The organism is Thermorhabdus hydrogeniformans, from assembly GCF_049310025.1.
Classification (GTDB): Bacteria; Bacillota; Thermosediminibacteria; order Thermosediminibacterales; family Tepidanaerobacteraceae; genus JBJYKD01.
The window spans coordinates 1-14,874 of the sequence record NZ_JBJYKD010000035.1 but is presented as its reverse complement, the minus strand read 5'-3'; the positions used below and the strand labels follow the sequence as shown (position 1 = coordinate 14,874).

Here is a 14,874-nt window from a genome sequence, read left to right as displayed (position 1 = left end):
GTAAAGTTAGACCGTTATGTTATCGGGCGTAAATCCCTGAAACACCCGAAAACTACGGGCAAGATCAACATCAGGCGATATAGGAGATGTGGTGATTGAAGCGGGATACCAAACTGCAACTTGCGTTTTTGTGCCTCGTGCCTTTTATCATGGTGCTGGGCAATTCCATGCTTATCCCGGTTCTCCCGGAAATAAAAAAAGCGGTGGGCGTAAACCAGTTCCGGGTAGGGCTTTTGATTACCGCTTTCTCAGTACCGGCGGGTCTGGTCATACCCTTCGCCGGAATTTTATCGGACCAGGTGGGGCGTAAAAAGGTGATGGCACCGGCTTTAATACTTTACGGAGCGGGGGGAATAGCGGCGGGCCTTGCTTCCACGGCCCTGAAAGATCCCTTCTGGGGCATCCTGGCAGGCAGGATAATACAGGGCATCGGGGCAGGCGGGACATATCAGCTGGCCATGGCCATGGCGGGGGACATCTTTAAGTCGCAGGAACGGGTTTTTGCCCTGGGGCTTTTGGAAGCTTCCAACGGCCTGGGGAAAGTGGCGAGTCCCATCCTGGGGGCGAGTCTCGCCATGATAGCGTGGTATTTTCCTTTTTTTGCCTACGGTGTCCTGGCGATACCTGCGGGTATCGCCCTCTATATATTCGTAAGGGAAAAGGCTGAATTCAAAAAACAGCCGGTAGAAAGCTACGTAAGCGCCGTAAAGGATATATTTAGAAGAAAAGCCCCGGGCCTCCTGAGCAGCTTTTATGCAGGAATGGTGGCGCTGTTCTCTCTTTTCGGCATACTGTCGCTCTACTCGGATATCCTGGAAAAACGGTTTCATATCTTTGGTTTCAAAAAGGGGCTGGTGATGGCGGGACCCGTATTCATTATGGCGGCTCTCTCATTTTCCCTGGGGCTTTTGCTGGAAAAAAGGCGGGATAAAGGCCTGAAGGCTTTTGTTGTTTCCGGCCTGTCGCTTATCGCGGCTGGACAGGGACTGTTTATCCTGCTAAACGGCATGTGGTCGTTGTTTTTGGCCATTTGCCTGCTGGGGGCCGGGGTGGGGCTGGTGATGACTCCTGTAAACACCCTGGTCACCGGTTCCTGCAGCATCAAGAGGCGGGGCATTATAACCTGCCTTTACGGCAGCCTCAGGTTTTTCGGCGTGGCCATAGGGCCTCCTTTGTACGGTTTATCGGAAAACTACGGCGTGCCGCTTACTGTGTCGCTGGCGTGTCTCGCGTCCGCGCTGGCGCTGATCCTCGCCGCAGTGTTTATTAACCAGCAGAAGATTCTCTCAAACGAACAGGCCCGGCAGGCGGAGCAGGACACCGGAAATAAATTACCGGCAAAACCGGCTCCGTTGATTTCTAAATCCCGAAAGCCACGCCCTGACTAAGCAAAGTAAAGTAAGGTAATTGCGCCCCGGCTTCGCGGCCGGGGCTATAGCTTTAAGCTTTATATTTTCTAGAATTGAAGGAATTTGAATAAATTTATAGAAAATAATATAAAGTAATAAGTAAAAATCAATTGAAAATTTGGCCGCATCATAAGCCGTTTCATAATCTTTTATTGGAAAGGGGGCATCTTTATGAAGATTATCGTTCTCGGCTGCGGTCTGGTCGGCGGCGTCATAGCAAAAGACCTGGCCGCGGATGGTAACCTGGAAGTGACGGTGGCCGATAGGAGCAGGGAAGCCATTGACCGTGTTTTGCGGCAGGCGCCCGTAAGGGGCGAAATCGTGGATTTTTCAAAGCCCGGGGCTGTAAGGGATGCCGTGTCGGATTTCGATATGGCGGTGGGGGCCGTTCCGGGGTTTTTGGGGTACAACATGCTGAAAGAAGTAATTGAAGCGGGGAAGAACATCGTCGACATTTCCTTTGCTCCGGAAGACAGTATGCAATTGGACTCCCTGGCGAAACAGAAGGAGGTTACGGTTCTGGTAGACTGCGGTGTTGCTCCGGGCATGAGCAACATCCTGGCAGGCTATGCCGCAAGCCTTATGGACGAGGCGGAAAGCTGCGAGATCCTTGTGGGAGGCCTGCCGGTAGAAAGATACTGGCCCTACGAGTACAGAATAGTTTTTTCCCCCCTCGATACCATAGACGAGTACATAAGGCCCGCAAGGGTAATGGAAAACGGCAGGATTGTTGAAAAAGAAGCTCTCTCCGAAGTGGAACTGGTGGATTTTCCGGGCATAGGCACCCTGGAAGCCTTTAATACCGACGGGCTGCGCACACTCCTTAAGACAATGAAGATACCCAACATGAAGGAAAAGACCCTAAGATACCCCGGCCATGCGGAAAAGATGAGGATGCTCAGGGAAACGGGGTTTTTCGGCTCCGAGCCGGTGGAAGTTGGAGGCGTAAAGGTGAGGCCCATCGATCTTACCGCCAGGCTGCTTTTTCCCATGTGGAAATTAAAAGAGGGGGAAAAAGAGTTTACTGTCATGCGGGTTACCGTCAAAGGGAAAAAGGACGGAAGAGAGATAAAATATACATATAACCTGGTGGACTATTTTGACGAGAGAACCAATACCACTTCCATGGCCCGGACCACAGGTTTTACCTGCTCCATCATGGCAAGACTGGTGGCGAAAGGGCAGTTTACCCATAAAGGGGTATGCCCGCCGGAGTTTGTGGGCCAGAATCACGAAGTGTTCAAAATATTACTGGAAGAACTGAGAAAACGGGGAGTCATATATAAGGAGACGATATCATAATAGGCTTTTGAAAAATAACTTTATTGATTAGGTAAAAAGCCCCCCGCATTGCCCGAAGCCCGGGGGGCTTTTGATTCCATCACCAGGGTTCCGGCTGCCGCCGGACTTTCACTGCTTTTATAAGGGGCGGAAGGTATTACGCCTTTTTGATACTCACGTCGACAATCTCCCGGGTGCGAGGAGTTTTAACCCACACCTTGGGCTGGCTGTTCACGGCTCTGAGCACCAGCGCCACCGTGTACGGCAGGGGCAGCAGAAATCCCGCCACGGGGAGGACAAGCAGAGCGGCGCATGCGAGAATTGTACTTGCTAGGTTTTTCTTCAACATAAACCTGTAATAGCGAAAATACAGGAAGTAGGTGAAGCCGAAATATATAAAGACCAGTGACCTTAAAAATAGATGAACTCCCTTTGGCAGTATGGAGGGGTCCAATAAGTCCCTGGATGAAAGCCATATAACCAGTAGAGGCACCAGCACCGCTATCTGATAGAGGATCCATTCCACTTCGCCCTTCAGCAGGAGGGTTTTTATCAATTTGTTTTTCCGGCGGGTCGGATATCCGGTGGCGTTTTTCAATTTTTCCACCACCTGTATATGCCCTGCGGCCCACCTCAGCCGCTGCCTGAAAAACGAACGGTAATTGGCGGGAGTCTGCTCGGTGCTGATATATGGAAAGTATTCCGGCCAGGCGCCTTCCGAAAGATAGGCTCTCACCCCGATTTCCAGGTCTTCCGTTAGTGCTTTATGGTCAAAGCCCCTGATTTTTTTCAGTAGTTTTGACTCGATAAACAGATTTGTCCCCCCTACGAATGGCAGCATTTTCATTAGGACCGGCATGTACCACTCGTGTGACAGAGCCTGGTAGAGGGAGGCGATCTTCGTTATGGGGCTCAGATAGAAGAAGTTTCTTACCTGAAATACCGGCCCCTGCCAGATTCCGGGGCGGCCTCCGGATTGAAGCCAGCGGTAGGCTATGTACAAAAGCACATCCCTCTCCGGGTGGCTTTCGGCGTCATAAAACCCGCATATGTCGGAACCTTTGTCAATAAAGGAGAGTCCGTAGTTCAACGCCCTTCCTTTCGTGGAGGGCACCGCCCTTCCCATGCATTCTCCTTCAAAATTGCCGTCGAAGTCATAGGGGACCGTTACATGCCTTAACACGGGGCAATTTTTTCTTTCTTTAAATTCTCTTATCTTTTCCTCCACCACCTGCTGGGTGGTGCGGCTTTTTCCCGAAATGAGTTCCTTCTCGTCGGTAATTACCAGGATTTCAAAGAGGTCGCGGGGGTAATTCAGGCGGGCCAGATTTTCGATGGTCCTGCCTATTACATCGGCTTCCTCCCTGGCGGGGACGAGTATGGAGAAGAAGGGCATTTTCCTTCCGGTTTTCTGTGAAAGCTCCATCAGGTCTTCGGCGGACAGGGGTCTTCTTCTGGACCAGTATTTTTTGTTTGAATATTGCCTCCAGAGCAAGTATCTCAGGAACAGCATGAAGAAAAAAAGATATAACCCTACAGTGAACAAATAAATAATCTGCGGGGTGCTCACCATTTATCCCCCCAAAAAACATATAAAATCACACAATTTTATATTATACACCTTCAGAATTTAAATACAAAGTCGGTGAATCCGCAAAAGCACCTGTTTAAACACAAGATTAACAAACCTCCCTTTAATTGAGGCTAATTTATATTATCTCTCAAAAATGTTATTCTTTTCTTGTTGTTTCTCAAATTTTAAGGACAAATTTATTTTAAATTAAAAAAAGCTGCAGGAAAAAACAAATTGAGGTAGAATAATATTTAACTGCAGGGATTATTTTTCGTCAAATCCATAAAACCCGCCGTCCTGTAAGACGGCTGTGTATATTGTTCGTAAGGGTGTTTTTTTAAGAGCCGCATTATGCTTAAAATAGCATATCGATCTAAATCATTGATACAAATCAAGGCTTCTACCGTGGTTTTTTATAATTTTGCTCTAAACCCTTATATAGAAGGTTTTTATCTACTAAAACAATAAAATAAATTAAAAACGGGAGGTTCAATATCCATGAAAGTCTTTCTGAACAGGTGGTTCATCGCGGGCACCCTATTTCTATTGATTTTTGGTCTCATATTGACGGGGTGCGGTTCCGGGAAAGCCGGACTCCCCCGGGGACAAGAGCAGCAGCAGCAAAGCGGTCAGGGCCGGGAAAGCGCTCGGGAGCCCGACAACAGAGAGATCATTTTATCAACCACCACCAGCACCCAGGACACCGGCCTGCTGGACGTATTATTACCCTTGTTTGAACAAAAAACCGGATACAAAGTTAAGCCCATAGCCGTAGGCACGGGCCAGGCCCTGGCCATGGGAGAAAAGGGCGACGCCGACGTAATGCTGGTGCACGCCCCCGTGGCTGAAAAGGAATTGGAGGAAAAAGGCGCCGTCATCAACAGACAGCTGGTTATGCATAACGACTTCGTCATAGTGGGGCCGAAGGAAGACCCGGTGGGGGTCAAAAATGCCGCCGGCGCGGCGGAAGCCTTTAAAGCCATAGCGGAAAAGCAGGCACTGTTTATTTCCAGAGGCGACGACTCGGGCACCCATAAGAAGGAACTGGATATATGGAAAAAGGCGGGGATCGAAAAGCCAGAGGGCAGGTGGTACCAGTCTACCGGCCAGGGCATGGGAGCCACCCTGGACGTGGCTTCAGAAAAGGGAGGTTATACCCTGACCGACAGGGGCACGTACCTTGCCAAAAAGGACAGGCTGCAGCTTGAGATACTGAAAGAGGGCGATCCTTCTCTCCTCAACATCTACCATGTGATGCAGGCAAACCCCGATTATGTAAAAAAGAACAACCCCAACGCCGCCAGAATGATAAACGTCGAAGGGGCCAGAGCCTTTGTAGAATTCATGGTGGCCCCCGAAACCCAGAAGATAATCGGTGAATTTGGGAAAGACAAATTTGGTCAGCCGTTGTTCTTCCCGGACGCAGGCAAGGATGAAAGTTCTCTTGGTAAGTAAACCGCAAAAAGCAATGATGACGACCCGGGGCTTAAGCCGCCGGGCCGTTACATTTTGTTATAAATGAGGGATGGAAATGGATACTGTGATAGAGGGACTGAAAAAAGGTCTTTTACTGATTTTTACGCTGGATAGAGAAGTCTTCCAGATCTCCGTTTTTACTGTTAAGATCACCGCCACTGCTACTCTTATAAGCATCCTCATCTCTTTTCCCCTGGCCCTGCTGCTGGCCTGGAAGGAATTTCCAGGCAGGAGACTCATCATTAGCCTCGCCAATCTGGGCATGGGGCTCCCCCCCACGGTGGTCGGCCTCTGGGTGAGCCTCATGCTGTGGCGAAGCGGTCCTTTGGGAAGGTTGAGGTTGATTTATACCCCCGCTGCGATAGTTATAGCCCAGACACTCATATCCACGCCCATAATCCTGGCTCTCGCCACGGCGGCACTGCAGCAGGTTGACAGGAAGCTGAAATGGCAGATAATGGCCCTCGGAGCCACCCCCCTGCAGATGCTTTTTTTGATGTTGAGAGAAGCACGCTATTCCCTTATGGCGGCGGTGATGGCCGGGTTTGGGGGAGCCATATCGGAAGTTGGAGCATCGATGATGGTGGGTGGCAATATTCAGGGATACACGCGCGTCCTCACAACGGCCATAGTGCTGGAGACCAGCAAGGGGAATTTCGACACCGCCCTGGCATTGAGTTTTATCTTGATGTTGCTTTCATATAGTGCTACAATGTGGTTGACACTTATCCAGCAGCGGAGGTACAGGAATGTATATTATTGAGGGGCGTGACATCGCGGTAAAGGCGGGAGGGCGCAGCATTTTAGAAGTGGAAAAGGTTGGAATTCCGGAAGGCGGCGTTTTTGCCGTCATAGGCCCCAACGGTTCCGGCAAGAGTACTCTTTTGAGAGTGCTGGCGCTGCTGCAGGCGCCTCAGGACGGCTATGTAAGCTTCAGGGGAAAAAGGGTTGAGGCGCGAGACAGAATAAAAATCCGCCGGAAAATGGCGGTGGTATTCCAGGAGCCGCTTCTTTTGGACGCCACTGTGAAGGAGAACGTGACCGCCGGCCTCAGGATTCGGGGCATGGATTCCCTTTCGGCGGGGAAAAAAGCGGATTTCTGGATGCAAAGGTTTAAAGTGGATCATCTTGCGGGAATGTGGGCAAAGGCCCTTTCCGGCGGGGAAGCCCAGCGGGTGAGCCTGGCCCGGGCCCTCGCACTGGAACCGGAGGTGCTGTTTTTAGACGAGCCCTTTGCCAACCTGGACGCCCCCACTCGGGAAAATCTGCTGCTGGAGCTGTCGGAGGTGCTCCGTTCCACCGGCACCGCCGCTTTTTTCGTGAGCCATGATTTCAGGGAAGTGGCTTTCCTGGCGGACAGGGCAATGGCCATAATGGAAGGGCGCCCTGTTCAGGAAGGAGACGCCCGGCAGATTATTGAACGCCCTGCCACTCAGGAATTGGCCAGATTTGTGGGCATGGAGAATATATGGGACGGCAGGATTTTGGAGGACAGGGGGGATTATTTCCTGGTGGAGCTTACGGGCAAGAGGATAACGGTGAAAAAAGAGGCTTTGCCGGAGAACTTAAAACTATCCACGGGTCAAAAAGTCAAAATCGCCATCCGGTCCGAAAAAATTAACCTGTCGCCGCCCGGCGTTCCTGATATGCATAAAGAGTTTACTGAAGGATTTACTTCGCACGGCAATGAATCTATTATCAACTGCTGGAAGGGATTTATCACATCCATGTTTTCCTTCGGAAATGCTTTTAAAATTACGGTTGATTGCGGCATTACGGTAAATGCTTCAGTTCCTTCGCAGCTTTCGGGGGGGCTAAAAACGGGGGATCTGGTGGAAGTGGCATTCCTTGCCGATGCTCCCTGCATACTGGTTAAATGAAAGAACGGATTTCTGATGTAAAAATTATGTAGAGTGGTGACGGATTATGAGCGGCTTTTTTGATTTTATTGCAAAGACAAAGGATTTCTTTTTGCAAAACGGTTCCCTTGGATTGTTTATCCTGGCCTTTTCAGAAGCCTCTTTTTTCCCCATACCCCCTGACGTGGTTTTAATACCTCTGGCCGTGGTCTCGCCGGCAAAGGCCCTTTACTATGCCGCCATTACTTCCATAGCCTCTACGCTGGGAGGCGTCTTTGGTTACTTCATCGGCGTCAGGGCCGGAAGGCCAGTGCTTTCACGATTCGTTAAAGGCAAAAATTTTTACAGGATAGAGGACATGTTTTTGCGCTATGGTGCCTGGGCGGTGGCCGTAGCCGGTTTCACCCCCATACCGTATAAAGTTTTTACCATAGCATCCGGCGTTTTTCACATGAGGCTGTTCACATTTTTTATAGCCGCCCTGTTAAGTAGAAGTGCGAGATTCTTCTTGGAAGGCGCCGTTGTCATGGCGATGGGGGAAAAAGCTGTCGTATATATAGATAGATTACTCGGCCCGGGGTCCTTTTTACTGGCGGCCGCAGCTTTGGGAATTTATTTAGTCCTCAAGAGGAGCCGCATATCCTTACAGTTTCAAGCAAGTAAAATTCCTGCGTACGTCTTCCTGAAAAATGCGCTGGAAAAATTTTTGGCTCGCTACGGGGAATTCGGTATATACCTGCTGGGGGGCCTCAGCGTTGCGGGAACGCTGGGCATGCTATTTTTAAAACTGACTACTGAGCTTTTGGAAAAAGAACTTACGGGGGTAGACCTCGGCATTATTAATTCGATAAATGCCATTAAAAATCCCTACCTGGATTATGCGGTGAAGGCCGTCAATATGCTGCAGGAGCCTGCTTTTTTATTAATGTTTTTTGCGGCGGGTCTTATGTGTTCGTATGTTCTATACGGTAAAGCCAGGTACCCGTTTGTGACTTTTGTTGCCTTTGCAGGAAGCTTTGCGGTTCAATGGATGTTAAAATCCATCATTCAAAGGCCCCGGATTTCTCCTGGGGTTTACGTGCCTGACTTTCTGATTTACAGTTTTCCAAGCGGGCTGACATTGCTTGTTACGGCTTTTTCGGGTTACCTGGTATTTTTGACGGCAAGAAAAATAAAAAGGTGGTCAAAGATTATAATTGCGATTCTCTGGTTCATATTTATATTACTGGTGGGTATGAGCCGGGTTTACGCCGGGATAAGTTACCCCAGCGATGTGCTGGCGGGATTTTTAATCGGCGGGGTCTGGCTTGTAAGCTGCATTGTAGCCACTAAAGCGCTGGAATACTACGGATTGTGAACCGGAAATTGCTTATCTTGACGTTGATATACAAAAATAATATAATCAATCTAAAACCGACCGGTCGGTCAAAAACCGCACGGCACGGACAGACTGAGAAAGCCGGGTTACGGGAGGCAGTGATCATGAAGACAAAATGCTTTAAATCTTTATACTTGATATTGTTGATGATTTTTACAGTGGTATTTTCAGGATGTGGCAAAAAAGCTGCGGATATTTCACAACCTGAAAAAACGGTAACCGTAAAGGTCGCTTATTCACAAAAAGAAGACCTTGCCGAATACCAGTCCTTCCCCGGAAAGGTGGCTGCCGCTGATGAGGTAAGCCTGTCTGCCAAGATGAGCGGCAGGGTGGAAAAGATCCTCGTCAAAGAAGGCGACGAAGTTAAGGCAGGCCAGGTTCTGATAAAACTCGAGCAAACGGATGTGCTGGCCCAGCTGAATCAGGCAAAGGCCGGATATGATGCGGCTGTTGCCCACCTTAACAGCCTGAAAAACGGCCAGCTTCCCCAGCAGATTGCACAGCTTCAATCGGCATACAATCAGGCCGAAGCCAATTTTAAAAATGCAAAACAAAATTACGACCGCATGAAGACCCTCCTGGAAGACGGAGCAATTTCAAAGCAACAGTTTGAAACCGCGGAACTCCAGTACAATGTGGCAAAGGAACAGTACGAATCTGCAAGGACGCAACTTGCTATTACCCGGGAAAAGACGGCTCCCGAAAGCGTCGCCGCGGCCGAAGCCCAGGTCAGACAATCTGAAGCCGCACTCTCGGCTGCGCAGGTGGCAATTCAAAACACCCTTATTACATCTCCCATTGACGGAACCGTAGGGTTCATTAACGTAAAGGTTGGGCAGTTAATCAGCGCCGGCCTGCCGGTAGCGACCGTAGGTAACTTAAAAAGCGCTGAAATCGTAATAAATGTAACCGAAGAAAGGGTAAACGCTCTGAAAGTGGGGCAGGAAGCGGAAGTTTCAGTGGATTCAGCGGGTATTTCAGGCATAAAGGGCAGAATTGTAAGCATAAGCCCCTTTAAAGATCCAAAGACTCAAGTCTACCCTGTAAAGATACTAGTGCCCAATGAAAAAGGCCTTTTAAAATCCGGCATGTTTGCAAGGGTAAGATTAGTAGTCGCACTGCATCCGCAGGTGGTGACCGTGCCCGAAGAAGCGGTGGTGGATTATGACGGAACAAAGATAGTTTATATAAATGAAGCCGGAAGGGCGCGAGTTCAAAAAGTGGTAACCGGCCCCTCATCTCAGGGTAAGATAGTGATTAAAAATGGCCTTATGCCCGGCAAACAACTAATAGTCGAAGGGCAGGATTTACTGGAAGACGGCACAAAAGTCACGGTGGAAGGCCGGGGTGATTCAAAATGAGCCTTGCGGGGTTTTCTATTAAGCGTCCCGTGACCATGCTGATGGTCATCGCCATTGTGCTGGTCCTGGGATTCATATCTTTTACCAGGCTGGGGATAGATCTTTTGCCGGACTTTGTATTTCCGGGGGCTGTTGTTATAACTCAGTACGAGGGCGCATCGCCCCAGGAAGTAGAAAATATGATAACGGAACCACTTGAACAGGCTCTTTCGACCATCAGCAATGTTAAAAATATCCAGTCTTATAGCAGCGAAGGGAATTCTACAATTATAGTAGAGTTTAATTGGGGCACCGACATGGATGTGGCGGCTCTTGATATGAGGGAGCAGGTGGACTTTATTAAGCCTTTCCTGCCGGATGGCGTAAAATCCCCCATGGTTATCAAATTCGACCCGTCTATGATGCCTGTAATGGTAATGGCGTTGTACGGCACAAACGATACTGTTCAGCTCAAAAATATTGCTGATAAGGTTATAAAAAATCGTCTCCTGCGCCTGGAAGGCGTGGCTTCGGTCGATATTATAGGAGGCCTGGAGAGGCAGATCGAAATAAGGGTCGACCCGGACAAACTGTCGTTTTACGGCCTCAATATTGATCAGATTGCAGCGAAATTAAAAGCGGAAAATATGAACCTGCCCGGGGGTACGGTAAATCAGGGTAAAAAGGAATATATAATCCGGACGGCAGCCGAATTTAAAGACCTGAGCGAAATTAAAGAACTTCCAATTCCGCTGCCTCAGGGTGGAAGCGTTTCTTTAGGTGATATAGCCAGGGTTGAAGATACGTATAAGGATGCATCCACTATATCGCGGTATAACGGAAAACCCAGCATTGCATTAATGATAAGAAAACAGAGCAACTATAATACCGTTCAGGTAGCCGACAGAGTAAAAGCGGAAATGGAAAAGATAAAGCGCGAAATCCCGGCCGATATATCTTACGAACCCATCATGGATCAGTCGGACTTTATTAAAAAAGCCATAGGAAATGTTGCAAACAATGCGGTTACGGGCGGCCTCCTGGCAGTACTGATAATATACCTGTTCCTCAGGAATTTAAGGAGCACGGTAATTATAGCCCTGTCGATCCCCATTTCCATAATATCGACATTTATTCTCGTTTATTTCAACCATCTCACGTTGAACATCATGTCACTCGGGGGCCTGGCGCTGGGGGTAGGCATGCTTGTGGACAATTCAATAGTGGTGCTCGAAAACATATTCCGGCACAGGCAGGAGGGCGAAGGGGCGCTGGAAGCTTCCGTATCAGGCAGCAACGAGGTTGCCATGGCGGTGACCACCTCCACACTGACCACGGTGGCGGTGTTCCTGCCGATTGTATTCGTCCAGGGCATTACGGCGCAGTTTTTTAAAGAACTGGCCCTGACGGTGACCTTTTCCCTTCTATCATCCCTGATAGTCTCATTAACCATAGTACCGCTCTTTTCTTCCAGGCTTATGGCACTTCCAGAAAACCCCGGCCGGACTGCCGCAAAGCAAGATTCTGGAATAAAGCGGATTTTATCAAGACCCCTTGACGCCTTCGCCGGGTTTTATGAAAAGCTGGAACAGCAGTATGGAAGCCTTCTAAAGTGGGCTTTATCCCATAGAAAAACGGTCGTGCTGGTGTCGCTTGTTTTATTCGTCTTTAGCATGGCTCTTTTGCCGCTGGTGGGCACGGAGTTTCTACCTCAGTCGGATTCGGGAACCATAGATATCACGGTAAAAATGCCTGATGGGACAAATCTGGATACCACCGACGCGTATGTCGCCCGGCTGGAAGACAGGATAAAGAGTATACGTGAGGTCCAGGGTATTATGGCGAATGTGGGGACCTCGACATCGAATATTGGCGGAGAAAGCGGCCAGTCCAATATGGCAAGCGTTACAGTCAAACTCGTGCCGATGGCGGAAAGGAAGCGCAGTTCCCAGGAGGTAGCCGAGGAAATTAGGAAAATTGCGCAGAGTATGGCCGGAGCGGAGGTGAAGGTTAGAGCCACAAGTGCTATAGACTTCGGAGGAAGCGGACTGTTAAAGCCGATCTCCATTGAAATAAAAGGCGATGACTTTGATAGATTAAAAGAGATATCCGCAAAGGTCGCGGATATCGTGAAATCGGTCCCCGGCACCAGGGAAGTTGAAAGCAGCCTGGAGCGCGGGAGACCGGAACTGGTAATCAGTATAGACAGGGAAAAGGCCACTCTGTACGGCCTTTCCGGCGCTCAGATTGCCAGGGCCGTAAACTCTGCTGTAGCAGGCAGTACTGCCACAAAATTAAAAGTGGGCGGCGATGAAATAGATGTGGTCATCAAGGCTGAAGAAAACCTTGTCGACCAGGTGGAAAAAGTAAAAAGCATATCGATACCGAGTCCTTCCGGAGCACTGATTACTCTTGCCGACGTAGCAGCGGTTGAGAAAAGTACCGGACCTGTAACAATAAATAGAGATGATCAGACGCGAGCTGTGACGGTCACCGGTGAAGTTGTGGGAAGAGCGGTGGGAACGGTCAACAGGGAAATACAGAGGAGGCTTGAGGGGATAAAACTCCCGCAAGGATACAGCATAAAAATGGGAGGCGAGCAGGAGCAGATGGTAGAGGCTTTCAGAGACCTGATGCTGGCTTTCATTCTGGCCGTAATACTGGTGTATATGGTCATGGCGGCTCAGTTCGAGTCTCTTGTACAGCCGTTTGTGATAATGTTTACCGTGCCTTTAGCCCTTATTGGCGTGGTTTTTGCCCTGCTTGTTACGGCAAGACATTTCAACATGCCGGCGTTTATTGGAGTAATCATGCTGGCCGGGATTGTGGTTAACAACGCCATTGTACTGGTAGATTATATAAATCAGTTGAGGCATAAAGGCATGAGCCGCACGGAAGCAATTATAAAAGCGGGGCCTGTAAGGCTTAGACCCATATTGATGACTGCACTGACCACGATTTTGGGCCTTCTCCCTCTGGCGCTGGGCCTCGGCGAAGGAGGGGAGATGAGGGCTCCGATGGCCACTGCCGTTATCGGAGGGCTTACAATTTCGACACTCCTCACGCTTGTGGTAATACCGGTGGTTTATACAATTATGGAAGATATTGGAAAAATATGGGCTGGATTCAGGAAAAGAATAAGAAGGACCCGGATTTCGATGGAGCCTACGGGCAAATAAGCAAAATATTGTCCTGGTAGAAAAGGCGAATCAGTGTCACGGCTCAAAAAGGAGGTAAAAGATGTTTTACGATTTTCGACTGAAAGGGTTTTTCGTGGCGGTCATCCTGGCTTGCGCGGTGATTGCCGGCGGTTTTGCGTATGCGGTTGACGGCCTGAAGGAAAAAGAAACCGGAGTCTTGAAATTATCCCTTGCCGATGCGATAAGGATGGCGGAAAATAATAATCCGCAGATACATCTGTCAAAGCTTGCTTTAGAGAAAGCTAATCTTGCAAAGAAAGAAATAGTTTATAAGGATAAAAATACGCCCGATATGGTTAAGAATGATTTTGATGTAAAGTACGGATTTGAACTGGGCAAAAAGAGGGCCGATTTCGGGGTGAAGATGGCGGAAGTCGGCGTAGATGCGACGATAAGGAACGTAAGGTTCGGTGTTGAAGCCGCCTATTATGCGGCGCTGGCGGCCGATGACAATTACAGGATTTCTGAAGAGTCGCTGAAAATGCAGGAGGAAATGCTCAGGATTGCCCAGGCGAAGTTCAAATCCGGCACCGTGGCCAGAAAAGATGTGCTTGACGCTCAAACCCAGCTGGCCAAAGCGCAGGCTGATTATCAGAAAGCCGAATCGGAAAAAGAGAAGGCTTATATAAATTTAAAAAGGCTTTTGGGGATAGAAATGGACAGGCCGGTCGAGCTGACGGACGAATTTGAATACAGGCCTCTGGATAAGGAGGCGGACCTGAAAAAGCTGCTGGAAGATGCGCAAAAAAACAGGATGGACATTATTCAGGCCAGGTGGAATCTGGATATAGCTCAACTGGATTTTGACCTTATAAGCAAGGTTTATCCTTCGAATACTTTTAAATACAAAGAAAAAGAATACAATCTGGAAGAGGCAAGAATGAAACTTGATGATGCGGTAAGCCAGGTCGAGGCTGAAGTAAGGGAGATTTTGCTGGATTTAAGGGTAGCCGGGGGGAATATACCGCTGCTTGACAAATCCGTCGAGGCTGCTGAAGAAAGCCTGCGCCTCGCAAAATTGAGTTACGAGGCGGGGATTGTTCGCAGTGTTGATGTAATGGCTGCGGAAGAGGCACTAAAGCGCATCAGGCTTCAAAGATCCCAGGCTATATACAACTACAACCTTGCGAAGATAAAACTTGAGAATGTTGTATATATTCCGGTTTCCGGCAGTGCGGCTACCGGATCATCCACAATGTCAGGTTCTTTAAATTCAGCGGCCGTGTCTCCTGATGCGGGAGGCTTTTAGTGATGATGTCGAATCTTATAAAAAAATATATAAATGATTCTAGTGTAGAAACCCTACTTTTTTACTTCTTTTCCCGAACCTTGAAAATTTCATAAGGAATGTTTTGGAA

10 protein-coding genes are annotated in these 14,874 nt (G+C 48.9%); 9 read left to right on the top strand and 1 reads right to left on the bottom strand.

Going from position 1 to position 14,874, the window contains the following annotated elements:
• The first annotated feature begins 95 nt into the window (after positions 1-95).
• Together ACKX14_RS13575 and ACKX14_RS13570 are read left to right on the top strand one after the other, a co-directional pair.
• Positions 96-1,388, top strand: coding sequence for an MFS transporter (locus ACKX14_RS13575; RefSeq protein ID WP_422448540.1), 1,293 nt, complete (start codon positions 96-98; stop codon positions 1,386-1,388).
• 192 nt (positions 1,389-1,580) lie between these two features.
• Positions 1,581-2,711: a saccharopine dehydrogenase family protein gene (locus ACKX14_RS13570; RefSeq protein WP_422448538.1), complete on the top strand. Its 1,131-nt coding sequence runs from the start codon at positions 1,581-1,583 to the stop codon at positions 2,709-2,711.
• Positions 2,712-2,847: 136 nt separating this feature from the next.
• On the opposite strand, the gene ACKX14_RS13565 is transcribed toward ACKX14_RS13570, so the two are convergent.
• Positions 2,848-4,260, bottom strand: a complete 1,413-nt coding sequence (locus ACKX14_RS13565; RefSeq protein ID WP_422448536.1) for a glycosyltransferase family 2 protein — start codon at positions 4,258-4,260, stop codon at positions 2,848-2,850.
• Between the two features lie 501 nt (positions 4,261-4,761).
• Here ACKX14_RS13565 and ACKX14_RS13560 point away from each other — a divergent pair.
• The 7 genes from ACKX14_RS13560 to ACKX14_RS13530 all read left to right on the top strand — a co-directional run bounded on the left by ACKX14_RS13560 (position 4,762) and on the right by ACKX14_RS13530 (position 14,765).
• A complete protein-coding gene (locus ACKX14_RS13560) occupies positions 4,762-5,718 on the top strand; it encodes an ABC transporter substrate-binding protein (protein ID WP_422448534.1) in 957 nt (318 codons plus the stop codon).
• A gap of 76 nt (positions 5,719-5,794) precedes the next feature.
• Positions 5,795-6,502: an ABC transporter permease gene (locus ACKX14_RS13555; protein ID WP_422448532.1), complete on the top strand. Its 708-nt coding sequence runs from the start codon at positions 5,795-5,797 to the stop codon at positions 6,500-6,502.
• Positions 6,489-7,619: an ABC transporter ATP-binding protein gene (locus tag ACKX14_RS13550; RefSeq protein ID WP_422448530.1), complete on the top strand. Its 1,131-nt coding sequence runs from the start codon at positions 6,489-6,491 to the stop codon at positions 7,617-7,619. The genes ACKX14_RS13555 and ACKX14_RS13550 overlap by 14 nt, the downstream gene beginning before the upstream one ends.
• A 46-nt stretch (positions 7,620-7,665) precedes the next feature.
• Positions 7,666-8,955 (top strand): phosphatase PAP2 family protein, encoded by a 1,290-nt coding sequence (locus tag ACKX14_RS13545; RefSeq protein ID WP_422448528.1) that lies wholly within the window; start codon positions 7,666-7,668, stop codon positions 8,953-8,955.
• 125 nt (positions 8,956-9,080) lie between these two features.
• Entirely contained in the window at positions 9,081-10,337 is a 1,257-nt protein-coding gene (locus ACKX14_RS13540; RefSeq protein ID WP_422448526.1) for an efflux RND transporter periplasmic adaptor subunit, read from the top strand.
• On the top strand, positions 10,334-13,495 hold the full coding sequence (locus tag ACKX14_RS13535) for an efflux RND transporter permease subunit (RefSeq protein ID WP_422448524.1): 3,162 nt from the start codon (positions 10,334-10,336) through the stop codon (positions 13,493-13,495). Before ACKX14_RS13540 ends, ACKX14_RS13535 begins: the two co-directional genes overlap by 4 nt.
• A 61-nt stretch (positions 13,496-13,556) precedes the next feature.
• Positions 13,557-14,765 carry a TolC family protein gene (locus ACKX14_RS13530; RefSeq protein ID WP_422448522.1) on the top strand — a complete coding sequence of 403 codons (1,209 nt, stop codon included), beginning with the start codon at positions 13,557-13,559 and terminating at the stop codon, positions 14,763-14,765.
• Positions 14,766-14,874: the final 109 nt, after the last annotated feature.